Origin of the sequence: Paenibacillus sp. BIC5C1 (assembly GCF_032399705.1) — a bacterium.
GTDB lineage: Bacteria > Bacillota > Bacilli > Paenibacillales > Paenibacillaceae > Paenibacillus > Paenibacillus taichungensis_A.
This window is the reverse complement of the sequence record NZ_CP135922.1, coordinates 3,186,743-3,204,161: the sequence shown is the minus strand read 5'-3', so window position 1 is coordinate 3,204,161 and position 17,419 is coordinate 3,186,743. Positions and strand designations below refer to the sequence as shown.

The following is a 17,419-nucleotide window of genomic DNA, read 5'->3' as shown; positions in this document are numbered from 1 at the left end:
CTTAATTATTTTTGGGATGTAGTCTCGGCTTCGATCTCCTGGATCACTTGGTCTCCGCCTTGTTTCTTCCAATTGCTGACGAATGTTTCGAAGTAATCCAGCGGTTCCGCACCCGTTATGATTTTGATGAAAGATTCCTGTTCCATTTTGGTCAGGTTAGCCCACGTCTGTTTCATGCTTGGTGTAGTTCCAGAGAACGCTGGCGTCATCCAGTTGAATTTACCTTCCTGTGTCAACTTATCGATCAGCCCCACTCCGTTCATACGTGAGTGATATTTCGACCAAGCTGTTAAATCATCCGTATCCTGGTCTTTCAAGTATGTTTGGATACTGCCAATATTGTTCTTCGATTCCGTTGTACGGACCTGATCCAAACCGATCTCACCTTTAATTCCTCGAACAACGTCGGAGTAATCATCCAACAGGGATGTTGCCGAGTTGACTTCAATATTAAAAGGTCTGGTTGAACCGTCTACGCCGCTTTCCAAATACTTGGCTGCCTCTGGCATGGTAGTTGCGACATCTTTGTCATTTGCCAATTTATCGTAGAATAGATTAATAATTTTAATCGCGAGTTCCGGATGTTCATAACCTTTTCTCACAACGATAAACTGACCGGATGGATTGGCGTGTGCCACGTTTACCTTACCGTCTGCATCCTCCAGCGTGTAAGCCGTGAATTTCGCATGTTTATCCATCTGCTTGACACTGCTCAGTCCCCAGTCTGGAATGTGCCACGGTCCAAAAGCAATTCCGCTCTGACCATTGGTATAAAGTGCAGTAATATCGTCAAATGTACGGGTTCCAAATTGCGGGTCAATGATACCTCTCTTGAACCAGTCGGCCATAACGCCCAACATCTGCTTGGTTTCCTCTGTAGTCGAACCATAAACGATGCTGCCGTCTTCACCCTTCATCCAATATTGAGGATACGCGCCTTCGGTTGAAGCAACACCCAGCATGGTATATGCAGAACCGTTATAGTCCGTTGTATTCAAGGTGTTCACAAAAGGAATGCCCACCGGTTTCCCAGTTTGCCCAGGATCTTTTTTCAGGAACTCTTCTGCTGTTTTCTCTACATCTTCCAGCTTGATGGCACCGTCTCCGTCAGCATCAAGTTTTATTCCCAGCACATCCAACCAATCCTGACGAACCCAAACCATAGTTGGTGCGGAGTCCAGAGAGGTCGCTGGAAGGCCCATCAATCGGCCATCAATCGTGGCATTGTCAAGTGCACGGCCATCGTAAGAGTCGTAAATCTGCTTGATATTATCGGTGGCATATTGTTTGTATACTTCCGTCAGATCTTCAATCAGATCATTATCAACCAATTCTTTAAGTTCATCCTTGGAATCGACGCGCATCATATCGGGCAATTCCCCGGAAGCGATTGCAAGAGAGACCTGACGACTGTAATCTTCACCATTAGCCTCAAATTGGTCCTTAATTTGTGCATTAAACGATTCTTTAACCAGACGGGTATACGCATTGTTCTCATATGTATCTCCAGCCGGCAATTTCGGATTCGCCGTCGTAACACGCCCCATCGTTACCGTCACTTCGTCTTTATAAGCACTGAATGGATCTCCAGGTGTTACCTCATATTGACCTGCATCCTCAGCAGTCGGCGGATTGGAGGATCCCCCACAGGCTGCAAGGACGGAAACCATCAATGCGGACATGGACAGCACTGCCAGTCGTTTCGTCAACATTTTGCTTTTTATTGACCAATTATTTCTCATCAAATTCAACTCCCCTTCGTTCTGATTATTTCTCTATCATGTTGTTTGCGCTTTCATTATAAAACTTGGAGAAGCTTAATCGAGATAGGGATTAAACGCTAGTTTGGATAGAGAAATGTATACAGTTTTCACTCGAATCAACGAGCAACTTGGAGGTTGTGAACATTCATCTCACCTACTGACTTACATTTGTCTATCCTCGTTAATAAGTGAGGGTAGCAAAGCTAGTGTCGCACAAAGAAAAACCGGCAAACTCCTCAATCAGGAGTCTACCGGCTATGAATAATCAAATGGAGTAAAAAACGTGGGAATTCACGCAGATATGTTAGCATTTCAGCGTTGATTCTGGGAAGCAGTCACTTCAGCAGTCACTTGGTCGCCTCCCTGTTCTTTCCACTCTTGTACAAATTGATCGAATGACTCGATCGGTGCAGCACCTAAAATAATTTTCAAAAATGTATCATGCTCCAGCTTGGATAATTTGCTCCATAATCTCTCCACCGCTGGCGTTCGTTTGTAGGTAAGACTTCGAACTTTATGGATATTCGGATCAAAAAAATTTCTTCCACCCACGAGCAGTGAATAACCACGCATAAAGTTCTCGTTGTGCTGATCCCAAAACGAAATGCCAAGTTGATCATAAGGCTTTAGCTTAGTTTGTTTTATCGTCGAAACTGTATTTTCCAGCAGCTTATATTCGGACTTGTCCTTAAAATCAGCTGGGGTTTTGGTTCCGGCCAGAATCTCCTGCACGGCTTTGGATTCATATCGTGCTTCATCTGCCGGGGCAAAGAAATTGCGACTGAGCATAAAACTGGTACCATACTTGAACTCATCACGGAGGTACAGATTGTTTATCATGATGATCGCTTCGGGATGAGCATACCCTTTGCGAACCACCAGGAAAGAACTTGAGGGATTATCCACCTTCACACGAAATGCTCCGTTTGCATCCAGTGGGAGCGCGTAAGCCTGCCAGTTCGCCTTGGGATCTTTCAGCCAAGCGCTTGGAAGCGGCCAGTATCCTGCAAAGAAACCTTGAAAGAACATCCCTGCCTGTCCGCTAATGACAGTTTCCTCCGGCTCTTTGCGAATGCCCAGATCTGGATCAAGGAGACCTGTGGCATACATATCACGAAGCCTGACCAAAGCGTTCCTTGTCTCTGGTAGAATCGAACCGTATTCAGGTTTTCCATCTTTTTCGAGCCAATATCCAGGGAAGGCTCCATAAGCCGCGAAGATCGGCGTTAGATCAAAGGCAAAAGCGCTGTTGTTGAAATCGTTAAACAGACTTGTACTTGAAGCAAGCCCGATCGTATCCCGTTTTCCGTTCCCATCCGGGTCCTGCTCCACAAAGGCTTTCGCAACAGCTTCCAATTCGTCCACTGTTTTCGGTGGTTCTAATCCAAGACGATCCAGCCAGTCCTGCCTGATCCAGAGCATACTGAAGTCCTCCGCCGTCACAGACGGAACAGCCATCATTTTCCCTTCAAAGGTCACTTGTTCCAGAGCCAATCCATTGGTGCTGTCGATGATTTTCTTCATCTCAGGTGAAGCGCTGCTTGCATATGCCTTGGTCAGATCTTCAATCTCTCCCGCTTTGACCATCTCATTCAACTGAACTTGATTAACGATCATTGCGTCAGGCAAATCATTGCTGGCAATAGCCAGATCGATTTTCTGTCCAAAATTCTCCTTGGATACCTGCCACATGACCTCGACGTCAATGTTGAGGTTTTGCTTAATCACCGTTTTCCACATATTCTTTTCTAATGTTTCTCCTTCGGAGAGATCCGTACCTGTGGGGTCAACCACATATCCCAACCGGATGGAAACGGGATGTTTATATTTACCGAATGGCTCGGTGACAGCTGTGTCAGGAGCGGTTGTCGTTGGACCAATTGGCGATTCCCGAAAGTATGAAATATTAAAAAATACGATACCTGCAATCAAGCTGACGACAACACCACACACAGCCATCTTCTTGATCATTGCTTTACCTTCTTTCACCGGATTGTCAGTCGGTTATGCTGAGATTATACTATTTGTCGCCTCTGCCTAATTGTCGATATTCACTTGGCAGCACGCCTGTCAGTTCGCGAAAGATTCGGCTGAAGTATTTCTCATCCGTATAACCCACCCGCTCTGCAATCCAGAAAATCGTGTTGTTTGTGTTCAATAAATACTCTTTCGACTTCTCCATTCGTATATATCGGGAATAATCATTAAAGGTTTTTCCCATGATGTCCTTGAAGCATTGGCTGAAATAGCTGCGGCTAATGTTGAGTTGCTGGGACAACCCTGAAGCTGTAAATGCCTGATCCAGATCATTCTGCATAATCATCACGGCTTTTTTCACCCCATCTATCATTTCCTGAGAATAAGAAACCTGTTCATCCGCCTTTCGAATACTTTCAGAGGTCAGCTTGATCCACTGTTCCACCTCGTACCATGATTGAAAAGAATGGATCATGGAGATTCTGCCCAGCGTAGTCTCTGCGAAAAGATGGTTCCACTCCATGACCAGGGAGTACAGTAATCCCATCAGCTGCCCTTTTTGCAACCTTAGAGATCTAAACTCTTCAACAAGCTGGTTATAATAATGATCGTTATGCGTCCACGGAGATAAAAACCAACTTCGTTTAATACGATCCAAGTCCTCATCCCGAGGTTCTGTTGGAGCTGTATCTTCTTCATTCATGGAAACGGAAATAACTGGATCTTGGGGTTCATACGCATAAAACAAGGACGTTTCTGTATAGTTTATAATCCAGTTTTGAATTTGCGACCATGTCCGTTCCTGTACATCAGACAACACCAGTAGCGCACCTTGAGGAATTTGATCCAAATATCCCTTCAATTTATCGAATAGCTGATCCTCTCCATCCTGAGGTACCGCCCACATCCAGCTGTTCCGTTCCACTTCAAATTGGACCTCGTCTGAACCGGATTCGAGACCGATAGGCCAGATCTGGCCGGATTTTCGGTCCAGTGAAACAAGTGCATACACTTTACGATAATGGACGTTGGTTTCACCTAGCTGCGGCATCTTTCGTCTTGTATTCGTGAGCTCCCCAATCCGGGTATGTATTCGATTCAGTACATGTTCGAATTGTTCCTTCTCAAGCTGAACTTTGGCTATATAGTCGATCGCTCCCAGCCTAAGCGCTTCCTGGATATAATCAAAATCCTGATGAAGGGTAAGCACGACAATATGAAGTTCCGGGTATAGCTGCCTTGCAGAGCGCATCAGTTCAATGCCTGACATCACAGGCATCGCAAGATCCGTTAGCATCAGATCCACCGAGTTGGATTCCAGAAAATCCAGCGCCTTAGCCCCGTTACTTGCTTCTCCAACAACCTCCATGCCGAACTCGTTCCATGGCATTGCGGAGCTTATTCCTTTTCGCACCAATTTATCATCATCCACAATCAATACCTTAATCATGCCGAGATATCTTCTCCTTTGATCGGAAGTATAAGCAATATGCTTGTGCCAGTTCCCAATTCACTCTCAATCACCAGTTGAGCTTGATCCCCGTATTGTGCTTGTAACATGCGGTGAACATAATTGAGCCCGATGCCCATCCCTACTTTTTGATGATCTGCTACACGATTGTTCAGAAGTCTTTCAATCGCTTCCTCCGTCATGCCAGCTCCATTATCCTGAATCATAATGTTCAGCGTTTCTTTGCGTGTCACTTCAATTTGAATAAAACCTTCGTCGCTCAGTCCATGGTATAGTGAGTTTTCAACCAGTGGCTGTAGAATAAAACGAGGTACAGGTATTTGAAGCACTTGCTCATCAGCGGAAATACGCACATCAAATTCAAAGTCATAGCGGATTTGCTGCAGGATCAAGTACTGTCTAAGCGCGTCAATTTCCTCTTCCATCGTGGAAACCTGTCCTAATTTACCTAAATTGTAGTACAACAGTTTATTCAGGGACTGCACCAGCTTGTCAATCTCACCTTGTCCATTCATTACCGCCAGCCAGTGGACCGTATCCAGCGTATTCATCAAAAAATGAGGATTGATCTGGTACAGCAGCTTCTCTACTTCAAGGTCTGCACGAATTTTCTCTTTCTGCTGCACCTCTTTGAAGAGGTCACCGATTTGATGCTGCATATTCGAGAATTCGCCTAACAGAAAATCAAATTCTGGAATCTGCGTGCGGGTCTGACTGCCTGCCATTTGTGGATTTTGAGACATGCCGTTGATCTCCGAATGGAACAGACCGAGGGGTTTATAAACCATCTTCCACAGCAACCAAGCCAGAAATACCGTAAAACCAAGGAAAAATAAAGCGACCAGTAATATTTGAAGCAACCACTGGTTTTTCTCCTGTTGATATTTGGCCTGCGAGATCACCGACACAACGCTCCAGTTCTGAGTGGAACCCTGTCTGAACCAATGATAATCGCGAGCTATTCCGTCCGATGCTGCACCATTCGATAAGTTGGAGAAGTTCTCCCCGACTTTCATCGCTTCCGGAATCTCACTATACACAATATTCCCCTCTCCATCGAGGATCAAGTGGGATAAATCTCCTTTGTACTGATTGTAACCCAATATATCCTGCGCAAGGTGAAAACCGGATTCAACGTAAATATACACATCGTCCCTCTGGGGTAATTTTACCTTCCGCATCGCGGATAAGACGAGCTGATCATCAAACCGGTTCATACTGACATGAGGACCATAGTAGGTAATCCCATATGCTTTGGAGAGCACAGGCAATGATTCGGGTGCAAAACGATCCTTTATGGGAAAGTTTCCAAACTGTGTGGAGCCATCCTTCTGAAAATAATACAATGTCAAACCTATATTCGGGTTGGTAAAGGTTACGACATTTAATTCGCTCTTTAGTTCATCCCGAGTTTCAATCAATTCAAATATATTGGAGGTTGGTTTCAAGACCTCATCCAACTTCTTGCCTAATGTACCACTGTAGGATAATTGCTGAGTAACATGATTCAGGTTGGTGATCGAATTCTCCAGTGAGGAAGTCACCTGCTGTAAATTGCTCCGAATGCCATCATCGATCTTATTCGCAAAAATGGAATCAATGGTGTAGTAGGAAATCGCAACTATACTAATGAAGGGAATAAACGCACTGAGAAAAAACAGCAAAAAGATTCTTTTTTTAAGTGTCATTCCAACCTATTCTCCTTAACTTCATCCATTCTATGTTGAATGCATAACTCCATAATTATAGATTGATAATTCAATATGTCAAACGCTTTCAAATTGTGCTTATGACAAAAAGACCCTGCCAGCGTAATGCCAGCAGAGTTATTATTATGGTAAAGGAATTAAACCAGGAAAGCTTTAGAGATGATGACCAACAAGATGAACAGAACAAGGATTGCGCCGATGGATGTGAAACCACCGTATCCACCAAGACCTCCAACATTTCCATATCCTACTTCACTCATGTAATCTCCTCCTCTTTTGTGTTATGTCATAAGGTATTCAACTCTTAGTGTATTGACAAGGCTTTTGAGGCAATCATCAAAAAAAGGGCTCTATCCGCATTGCAGCAGACAGAAGCCCTTCCTCATACTGATGTTTGTCTTCCATTGGAAGAGACTAGAGATCTTGAGTATTAACCTTCCTGCGCAATGGAAACGCGGTGTATCTCATCTTCAGCCACTTTTACAGAAATAAAGCTGATCAGTTCTCCACCTTCGTTTGTTTCCTGCTCGGCAGCAACGGCTATGCCATTGTGGTATAACGTCTCGGTATTTACAGGGAAAGCAACCTTCCAGACAAAAGGTTTTCCAGATTGCAGTGTCACTTCACTCTCTGTATTCCCCTTATGTTTAACCCTAATGTCCCGGTCAAGGATAGGAATATTCCCCATTTCCGCCCATTCCAGTGAATGCGCAAGTCTGGGCAAGGTGCTAATTACCGATGCACCGTTTCCTGTAATTCCCATCAATCCCGCGGCCACGGAACCTATCACGCAATAAGATACCTCCGGGTAATCCCGTCGCTCCAATGATGGATTTATCAGCTCTTTCAATTCACTAAAAGCTTCTTCATTTTGACCATACCGATAAAAAATATCCGGCAGGTAAGTCTTTCCTTCAACGTTAGCAACACGATGGATCTTGACATCCTCAAGCGCCTTGTGCAGTTTCTCCTGTTCACTGACCGAACCGTAATAGAGGGGGAGAAATGTCCCTTCTGCATTATAACCTGTTAGGAAAGAATGATCTTGCAGCTTGGCTCCGAAGAAGCGCCCCTCCTCCTCGTTCCACCATTCCTGCTCATAACGCTGTTTCAGGTCTTGCGCCTTGGTGGCGTACACTTCCGCTATCTCCGTTTGGCCCCTGAGACGGGCAAGATGGACAAATGCACGGTAACCGGCAATTTGAGCAGCAATCATATCACCACCTATCAAAGGCTGATGTCCAGCCTCGTTGAAGGTAGCCAGGCCCCTGCGTCCGTATTCAGGATAATATTCCAATACCCCGTCTCCGTCTTTGTCCCAGGTGTTTGTATATTCATTTAAAGTTAAACTAAAGAAATCCAGTAACTTGCTGTTATTCAAATAATAATTATCTCCTGTCCATAAGTACTGACGTAAGCTTGCGTCAATAATGTCGAAATTCGCAGGGAGATTATACCAAAAATCCTCATCGCTTTCATAATCGACTGGGGCAGGAACATTGTCCTTATTGATCTCCCAGTAGGTACACCAGTCACGTGACTCGGCAATATTTTCGGCAAAGTGCATGATCATGTTCTTGGTATGGAAACGAAGTCCGAGAACAGCAGCTCCGGTGCTGTGGTGCATGACATCACGGATGCAAAATGCTTCTCTGGCTGGAAGAGCGGCTTCGTACCATAGTCCGACGGGATCTTCACCAAAGTGGGCATATTCCAGCGCCTGCCGTTTGGCCCAAACAAAACCTTCATTCAACTCCTTATCGGAAGATTGAAAAGTTACTGCACCAGCTTGGGATTCTATCTCTCTATCATAAGGCATGTCAAAGTCACTCCTATCCTTTTTCGGTTTAACTTTCCTTGGAACCTGAGAAGGTCAGACCTTCCATAAACGCTTTTTGCGCGGTGAAGAATAATAGGATACACGGTAAAGTGATTACAACAGCCGCTGCCATTAACAAGTTGGTATCTGTGGCATAGGTACCCTGAAAACCCGCCAAACCGAGCGTGAGTGTCTTCCATTTGTCGCTGTTGATATAAATCAGCGGTCCCATGAAGTTGTTCCAGGAGCCCATAAAGACCATGACGCCAACCGCCATCAGAGCCGGTTTGGACAGCGGCAGGAAAATCTTCCACCAAATTTTAAAGTAACCGCAGCCGTCGATGATCGCTGCTTCCTCCAATGCGACGGGTAGCCGGGAATAGAACTGACGTAACAAAAAGATATAGAACGCCGATCCAAAGAAGGATGGAACGATCAGCGGGTACAGCGTATCGAGCATGCCCAGATTCTTGAACAGAATGAATTGCGGAATCATCGTAACCTCGCCCGGCAGCAGCATGGTTGACAGCACCAGTACGAACAAGATCCCGCTTCCCCTCACCTTCAAACGGGCAAAGGCATAACCCACAATAGATGAAGAAAGAACCGTACCCACGATCGGGAACACCGTTGTAATTACCGTATTGACCAGATAACGACCAAACGGGAACGCGGTAAGCGCCTTCGCATAATTATCCCAGCGCCAGTGATCAGGCCATATGCTCATTCCTGAAACTGCAACCTCTTCCAGACTCCTTAGAGAGGCAGAAACCATCCACAGAAAGGGATACAGGAACATAACGGCTCCGATCAGCAGCAATATATAGGCCAGCCAATGCACCTTTTTGTGAGCAGATTTACGCTCTTTTTTTACGGACACGACGCTTCCTCCTTCCGGTTTGCTCTGTTTCGTAATAAACCCATAATGCACTGCTGCGGAATACAAGCGCAGTGAACACGAGGATAATCACAAAGAGTACCCAGGCCAGGGCCGAACCGTAACCCATTTTGAACCACATAAAGGCATTTTGATATAGATAGTAGGCATAAAATAACAATGAATTATCAGGTCCGCCGTTAACCATGAAACCTTGGGTAAAGGTCTGGAATGCCCCAATCATGCTTGTAACGGTGTTGAAAAATAAAATCGGTGAAATCTGTGGTAGCGTCACATGCCAGGCTTTTCTTGCTGCCGTTGCTCCATCAATCTCAGCCGCCTCATACAAGCTTTGTGGAATATCCGAAAGACCGGCCAGATAGATAATCATATTGCCTCCGACCGTCCAAAGACTCATGATAATGACTGCCGGCATTGACCATTCTGGACTGGAGAACCAGCCAGGGCCTTCGATACCAATCAAACGCAGTAATGAATTGACCAGACCGACATTCGGGTTAAAGATCCAGATAAACAGCACCATTTGTGCTACACCCTGCACGAGCGTTGGCAAATAATAGATGGTACGGAAAAAATAGATCCCGCGCAGCTTCAAATTCATCAGCAAGGCAATCGCTAAAGAGAGAATGACCTGCAAGGGTACACTTACGAGTGTGTAATAGAAGGTCACGGACAGCGATTTATAAAACATAGTATCCTTGAACAGCATGCGATAGTTGTCCAAACCGATCCATTTCGGGTCGCTGACGACCTCCCATTTGTTGAAACTGATATAGAATGAGAAAATCATCGGACCTACCGTAAATAACAGAAAGCCAATAATCCAGACTGAGACGAACAAATAAAAACTTGCCGTTTTGGTATGGATAATCCTCTTTTTCACAAGAACTCTGGTAATGGTATAAATAATAGCGAATATTAGCACGATTACGGTCAGAAAAGGGAGAAGAGGCAACAATGATGCCGGTGCCCCTATTCCTTCATAGAAACTGTAGATCCCTTCTATTATTCCATTCATAGTTTGCTCCCGTTAGTTTTGTTGTAAAATCTTGTTTATCTTCTCTGCCACCTGCGGGAATACTTCCTTAACATCCTTGTTTCCAATTCCGATTGGTGTTGTATCATCGATAGCTTTCATCTCGTTGTTGATTTCATTCGTACCCTTCTGGGCTTCCTGTGTATGCTGTTTCTCGGCGGCAAGTACGAAGGCTTTCAGGTTCTTGTCGGGGGAAACCGTTTCAAACGCACTTGTTGCACTGGAAATAACCGGAACGCCATAGGCATTCTTGTTCCCTCCGATGATTTTTTGCACCTCTTCGTTTTGTGTAAGGTGATTAATGAACGTTTCTGCGGCTTCAGCATTCTTGCTGTCCTTGCTTAGAGCCAGTCCATTAACTTCTTTGGAACCGCCGTTCCCTGGGAAAGGAACAATATCCCATTTGAACTTCTGCACATCAGCCATTTGCGGTAAATACCAAGGACCAAAGTCGGTGAACATGCCAATTCTTCCACCCAGGTACCAGTTCATCATGCTTTGTCCCTGCTTCTCACTATCGTTCGGCACGATGCCGGCTTGTTTGCTAGAAACAATATACTCGGCAGCGGCTATGACTTCTGGTGAATCTAATGCTGACTTACTCAGATCATCGCTGTAAAATTGACCACCAAACGCATATATCCAGTTACCGAGCCACAGTGGTTCTGAACCAAAAATCTTTGTTGCCCCTTCTCCAGACGTGAGATTCTTTGCGATGTCATTGAATTGTTCAACCGTCATCGGTTCAGTCTTGCTTGGAAGCGGAATGTTGTTTTTCTCAAAAAGATCGACGTTAATCGCCATAACTTTAGGCTTGATAATAAATGGTGCTGCATATGCTTTGCCATCCACACTCATGGAATCGACGAGCGAAGGTGAACTGAAGAGCGATTCATCCAACTTCAATTCTTGGAAAGCGTTTGCAAAACCAGGCAAATCCCCTCCTGAGATCAGCATGACATCAGGAGTCGTACCTCCTGCAATCATCGTTTGTAGCTTGGTGAGATAATCCTTCTGAATCCACTGGCTCTCAACCTGAATGTCGGGGTAATTTGTCTCGAAGTTATCAATGGCTTGCTTGATCGCATCAGCTTCTGACTGAGCTCCCCAGAAGGCAAATGTTATTTTCCCCTTGTCCTTTGTCCCGCCCTGACTTTCCGACGAGTTCCCTCCATTTCCGGAACACGCCGACAATGCAATTACAACAAGTAGAGATAAAATAATCAAAGACCATTTTTTCATCATTTTTCCCCCTATTGAATTGAATATTTCAAAAAAAATCAATCTTCCACGTCTCCTATGGATCTGATTTTCGCGCCGCAGCTGCTTCTAATAATCAGCTTCGACGGAATCACGATCTTTAAAGGCACTTCTCTGCCGCCGATCCGTTCCAGCAGCATTTTCACCGCGCTCTGGCCCATTTGTTCAGTGTAAATTTTCACCGTGGTTAACGGCGGATTGGCGTAAGAAGCCATTTCAATATCATCGATGCCGACCATTGCGATATCTTTCGGAACTTTTAAACCGGCTTCTTTTAATGCCCTCCCTGCAGCTATCGCCATGGGGTCGGAACCAATCAGGAAAGCTTCCGGTAAATCCTGCTTATCAATCACTTCCTTCATGAGCTGATATCCGGTAGACATGGAGAAATTATTACCGATATGGACATGCTCAGGCAGGTACAGATTTTTCTGCTTCATATAAGATTCAAAACTGCTTTGCCGTTGATCCACTGAATCGATACCTGAGTTGGAACCAAAACGATTGATGAAATCACGTGAGCTGATCAGGCCAATTTTTGTATAGCCAAGTCCGGTAAGATGATCCAAAGCCATCCGAGTTACCTTGTCAAAATCGACAACGACGGAATCAAAGCGGTCCTCATCCGGCGAATAGTCGACAAAAACAATGTTATGTATTCGGCTGAAGTACAAATTGTATGGATCAAATTCGAACTTGCCAATCACTATAAGTCCATCAAGCCCCGACAGGCTTTCATACGAATCATGGTTCACCCAGCGAATCGTCCGAGTAATGTGAAGCCCCAGCTGATTGAATTCTTTCTCGATTTGCAACCTTATAGTCAGGTAATACGGGTCCTCCGACTCAAATTGCTCCGAGCAGAAGGTCACCAATCCGATTTTATAATCTTTCAACTGCGCCGCTTGATTGGTATGACGACGCTGGGTTACTTTATATTGCAGCTGTTCTGCAGCAGAAAGAATTTTTCTTCTTGTTTCCTCCAAAACCGATAAGGAAGGATCTCCGTTCAGTACACGGGAAACTGTAGATGGAGAAACACCGGCCAGACTTGCAATATCACGAATTGTTGGCATTACTGATCACCTTTTCACTTCATATTTGGGAAACACCCCTCACAATCATTTTATAGTTTTGCTGACAACTTGCCAATCACATTGTATTTTGTTTACTAAACATTAGCGAACTAATGTGTGTTTTCAATATATCAGAGATCAATTTGTTTGACAATACCTTATTGTCATCGCTTACAATCTATTTTATTAGTATAAAACGATGATTATATCCCGCATTACGTATATTTATTTTATTTGTTTACTAAATATTTTGTAAACATTATACTCTAAACAAGGTATCATTATTCCATTATCTATTTATACAAGCAGGAGGTATTATGAAAACTTTAATCAACTACGATTGTCCCACTGTAATTATTGACGGTAACAGCACCTTGTTTGAAAGCTTTACCAACATCGAAACCATTACGGAGAACCTTTTTCTGGTCCATATCCGGCTAACAGCTGTGAAAAAAGAACAGCCGCCAGTGTGCCGGATCGAGTGGTCTACTCCCGCCGTTGACATCCACTCTTTATGGCATCCGGGAACCGACCGCAATAAAGCCCTTCAAGTCGATTGGGGTGATGGTTTCCAGTCCAAAAGCACTTCTCTTGCGCCTGTGGCCTCTCTATATAATCTAGAGGGACGAAATCGAATGACCTTCGCTTTTACTGATGCATTGAACAACGTATCGATAAAAGCCGGTATTCATGAAGAGGATTCCACTTTCCTATGCTCTGTTACCCTATTTGAAGAAGCGATGCCCAAACTCGATCATTACGAAGCAATGCTTCGAATCGACCGTAGGGATATCCCCTTCTATAAGGCGCTTGAAGATGTAACCAAGTGGTGGGAAGGCCTTCCCGGCTATGAACCCGCCGCAGTTCCTGATGTGGCCCTCCGCCCTATGTACTCCACGTGGTATTCCTATCATCAGAAACTGACCGCTGCCGAATTGGAGGAGCAATGCAGACTTGCTAAGGAACTTGGATGTGACACCATTATTGTTGATGATGGCTGGCAGACGGACGACAACAACCGGGGTTATGCGTATACCGGGGACTGGGAAGTCTATGCGGGCAAGATTCCGGACATGAGAGCTCATGTGGATACCGTACATCGGCTGGGTATGAAATATATGTTATGGTACTCCGTTCCATTTGTAGGGAAGCGCAGCAAGGTATGGAGCAAGTTCGAGAATAAACTATTGCGCGTAGATGAGAAGCTGAATGCGGGAGTACTGGACCCCCGGTACCCGGATGTGCGGGAATACCTGATCAACACCTATGAACAGGCCGTATCCGGGTGGGATATTGACGGTCTGAAGCTGGATTTCGTGGATAGTTTCAGACTGAGCCCGGATCAGAAGGAGGGAACGGCGGAAGGTCGGGATTATGAATCAGTGCCTGAAGCGGTGGACCTTCTGCTCTCTGATGTTATGGAGCGACTGAGAGCCATCAAGCCGGATATTCTCATCGAATTCCGTCAAACGTACATCGGCCCGTTAATGCGAAAATACGGCAACATGTTTCGGGCCAATGATTGCCCGAACGACTCCATCCAAAATCGCATCCGTACGCTCGACTTGCGACTATTGTCGGGGAATACAGCCGTACATTCCGACATGATTATGTTCAACCCTAAAGAATCGGTCGAAAGCGCAGCCATGCAGCTGATCAACGTTCTCTTCTCCGTGCCTCAAATTTCTGTTCGTCTCGATGAGATTGGAGAAGTGTACGCTGGAATGATCCGCTTCTGGCTCTCCTTCTGTAAGGAGAATAGTGACATTCTGCTAAAAGGTAAGTTAGTTCCGGAACAACCCGAGCTACTTTACCCACTTATCAGTGCTCAAAAAGGAGATGCGAAAATTGTCGCTGTTTACGCTAATATCGTTGTCCCAATGGATGCTTCCTATGACCGATTCATTGTAGCCAACGGAACTTATAACGAACAAGTAGTTGTCCGTTGCCACCATCCGGGTCGTTACAATCTAACTGTAAAAAATTGCTGCGGTCAAGTTGTGCTACTTCGTCAAATCGAGCTTCAGGACGGTTTGCACGAGCTGCCCATCGCAAGAGCTGGGCTAGTAATTTTACAACGTATAGATGATTCAGGAGAGATATGAGCAGATCATTCAGGTGCCTTCCGAGGTCATAGCCCTGTCACATAGACAATAAAAAAAAGAAATTTGATGAAGTGGCGACTTTTTCCCGGAATTCAATTAGGGAAAGGTCGCCCTATTTGTTTTGGAAACGTTCCATGTTGTGAAAATAAATCTTTGCGGGAAGATGACAAAAGTCACCTTAAACGAATTACTTTGTACACTGATATAAATTTTAAATATCCTCGATACTTAAGTTACACAAAAAAACAGACGAGGTGCTTACCATGAATCCAATATCTTTAACGATCTCATTAGTAATTGTCGTACTTATTTTGAGGGGCGTTATCCAGGGCAGCAAGAAACCATTGCACGAATCTGGCCGGAAATTATTAATTCCGATCCTTTATATCTCTACGTCTTTGTTTGAATTGTTTGACCCTACGTTGGTGCTTACATCTGGCAGAATGATCATTTCAATCGCTATAGGTGCAATTCTGTCGATCCCATTAATTCTGGTGACGCAATTCGAGCGGAAATCGGATGGCAAGATGTACTATAAAAGAAACGTATCTCTTTATGTTTTGATTATTGTTATCTTCTCGATCCGATTCTTTGACTTCTTGTTCATCTCAGGCATTGATCCCAAGACTCTTGGATTCCTGAATAATGTAGTCGCCTTATCCTATATCGCCATTTGGCGAATAGCTAGCTTCATTAAATTTCATAATTCCAAATCAAGTACGTTCAGAGCTTGGGACAAAACCGCTTAATCGTACGATTAGCCAGAGCTGGTTGACTTGCCATATCAAGCATGTTAACCTAGGCCGAGTATTAGCAATGATTGTCAAACCCTCCTACTCTTATAATGATGAAAGGTAATTCAACAAATGATGATATATAGTCGTCTCGCCATCATGATGCCCCCCTTTCCCTAGCTAGGCTCATATTCTTGTTGTCATAACAGAGTATAAGCTTGTAGGAGGGCTAATATATAATGAAGAAATATGCAGTACCATCTTTGCTGTTAATGATTGTTCTTATCGCTTTTCCACAAATCAGTGAGACCATCTACACTCCATCGCTGCCAGATATCGCAGCAGCACTTGGTGTATCTAATAGTTCCGTACAATTCACGTTAAGCATCTACTTTATAGGGTTTGCCCTGGGCGTCTTCTGCTGGGGCTGGCTGTCCGACTTGATTGGTCGTAGACCTGCAATGCTGGGCGGTCTCATCGTATATGGGATTGGAAGCTTGATGTGCTTTTATTCGGAATCGATTCAGTTGCTTCTCGTCGGCCGTTTCGTACAGGCTTTTGGTGCCGCAACTGGCTCGATTATCACCCAAACCATGCTTCGAGAAAGTGTATCGGGAGATCGAAGACATGCGATGTTTGCCCAAATCTCTGCCGTTATTGCATTTACGCCGGCAGTTGGACCACTTATTGGTGGTTGGATTGATCAGGCCCTTGGCTTCAGATGGGTATTCTTGGCGTTAGTACTGATGAGCGTTTTGTTGTTCATATATGCTTTTCTTAAACTGCCAGAGACAACGAACGTTTCTTTACGGTCCGAAGTCGCTATACTTCCGGTTGTTAAAAAGATGCTAGCTATGCCACGCGTAATGGTGTTTGGCGTATTGATCGGAGGTATTAACGGAGTTTTATTCAGTTATTATGCCGAAGCTCCCTTCATCTTCATAGAACACTTTGATCTGTCGCCTGGCGTATATGGTTTTCTGGGCATTATTGTGGCTTTGGCATCGGTGGTCGGTGCAATGATTTCCAAAAGATTATTGACCGTTTACACACCGGAAAAGATCATTCGTTTGGGCTGTCTGGTCATGACCAGTGGAGCTATGCTCCTAACCCTTGGAAGCAGCTTGTCTATGCTGCCCAATCTTTTGCAGATCATCTGCATGTTAACTGCCATGTTTGTTCTGTTGATTGGCGCAGGTATTGCTTTGCCCAATTGTCTGAGTCTTGCCCTTGTCCATTTTAAAGATGTAATCGGCACAGCAGGTGCCATATTCAGCTTGGGCTACTACTTGCTGGTAAGCCTGACCACATGGGGAATGGGTGCTCTGCATAACGGTTCACTGCTGGTAATGCCCTTATATTTTCTAATCATTAGCGGCGTAATGTGGTTGCTTGGCAAAAGATTTATCTCAGAAGAATAATCTATTAGAATAATTCATTAGGATTATAAATATTACGAAGAAATGTCCCGGGGCACATTTCAAAAAAATAGAAGCAGTCCAGTACTTTTATCGTATCTGGGCTGCTTTTATTCCTATGATTGAACACCATGTTCTGAAAGACTACCCACA

General features: G+C 44.6%; 13 protein-coding genes. 3 read left to right on the top strand and 10 right to left on the bottom strand.

Translation table 11 applies throughout. The annotated features are described in order from the left end of the window. Positions 1-5: 5 nt before the first annotated feature. The 10 genes from RS891_RS14510 to RS891_RS14465 all read right to left on the bottom strand — a co-directional run bounded on the left by RS891_RS14510 (position 6) and on the right by RS891_RS14465 (position 13,009). Positions 6-1,742: an extracellular solute-binding protein gene (locus RS891_RS14510; protein WP_113054904.1), complete on the bottom strand. Its 1,737-nt coding sequence runs from the start codon at positions 1,740-1,742 to the stop codon at positions 6-8. A gap of 333 nt (positions 1,743-2,075) precedes the next feature. Then, entirely contained in the window at positions 2,076-3,734 is a 1,659-nt protein-coding gene (locus RS891_RS14505; protein ID WP_315795754.1) for an extracellular solute-binding protein, read from the bottom strand. 49 nt (positions 3,735-3,783) lie between these two features. Further along, complete coding sequence (locus RS891_RS14500) at positions 3,784-5,190, bottom strand: response regulator transcription factor (RefSeq protein ID WP_113054905.1); 1,407 nt, start codon at positions 5,188-5,190, stop codon at positions 3,784-3,786. Further along, complete coding sequence (locus RS891_RS14495; protein WP_315795752.1) at positions 5,187-6,899, bottom strand: sensor histidine kinase; 1,713 nt, start codon at positions 6,897-6,899, stop codon at positions 5,187-5,189. The genes RS891_RS14500 and RS891_RS14495 overlap by 4 nt, the downstream gene beginning before the upstream one ends. Before the next feature lie 158 nt (positions 6,900-7,057). Then, positions 7,058-7,180, bottom strand: a complete 123-nt coding sequence (locus tag RS891_RS14490) for a sporulation protein YjcZ (RefSeq protein ID WP_079697598.1) — start codon at positions 7,178-7,180, stop codon at positions 7,058-7,060. Between the two features lie 170 nt (positions 7,181-7,350). Next, entirely contained in the window at positions 7,351-8,739 is a 1,389-nt protein-coding gene (locus tag RS891_RS14485; RefSeq protein ID WP_315795747.1) for an MGH1-like glycoside hydrolase domain-containing protein, read from the bottom strand. Between the two features lie 28 nt (positions 8,740-8,767). Next, complete coding sequence (locus RS891_RS14480) at positions 8,768-9,619, bottom strand: carbohydrate ABC transporter permease (protein WP_315795745.1); 852 nt, start codon at positions 9,617-9,619, stop codon at positions 8,768-8,770. After that, a complete protein-coding gene (locus RS891_RS14475; RefSeq protein WP_315795743.1) occupies positions 9,597-10,655 on the bottom strand; it encodes a carbohydrate ABC transporter permease in 1,059 nt (352 codons plus the stop codon). The genes RS891_RS14480 and RS891_RS14475 overlap by 23 nt, the downstream gene beginning before the upstream one ends. A 12-nt stretch (positions 10,656-10,667) precedes the next feature. Then, positions 10,668-11,918, bottom strand: a complete 1,251-nt coding sequence (locus RS891_RS14470) for a sugar ABC transporter substrate-binding protein (protein ID WP_146752151.1) — start codon at positions 11,916-11,918, stop codon at positions 10,668-10,670. 35 nt (positions 11,919-11,953) lie between these two features. Beyond that, positions 11,954-13,009: a LacI family DNA-binding transcriptional regulator gene (locus RS891_RS14465; RefSeq protein ID WP_315795741.1), complete on the bottom strand. Its 1,056-nt coding sequence runs from the start codon at positions 13,007-13,009 to the stop codon at positions 11,954-11,956. Between the two features lie 317 nt (positions 13,010-13,326). Here RS891_RS14465 and RS891_RS14460 point away from each other — a divergent pair, with 317 nt between their 5' ends. From RS891_RS14460 to RS891_RS14450, 3 genes are all read left to right on the top strand, one after another. Further along, a complete protein-coding gene (locus tag RS891_RS14460) occupies positions 13,327-15,114 on the top strand; it encodes a glycoside hydrolase family 36 protein (protein ID WP_315795739.1) in 1,788 nt (595 codons plus the stop codon). Positions 15,115-15,377: 263 nt separating this feature from the next. Beyond that, positions 15,378-15,863: a CcdC protein domain-containing protein gene (locus RS891_RS14455; RefSeq protein ID WP_113054913.1), complete on the top strand. Its 486-nt coding sequence runs from the start codon at positions 15,378-15,380 to the stop codon at positions 15,861-15,863. Positions 15,864-16,087: 224 nt separating this feature from the next. After that, positions 16,088-17,269: a multidrug effflux MFS transporter gene (locus tag RS891_RS14450; protein ID WP_315795737.1), complete on the top strand. Its 1,182-nt coding sequence runs from the start codon at positions 16,088-16,090 to the stop codon at positions 17,267-17,269. The last annotated feature ends 150 nt before the right edge of the window (positions 17,270-17,419 follow it).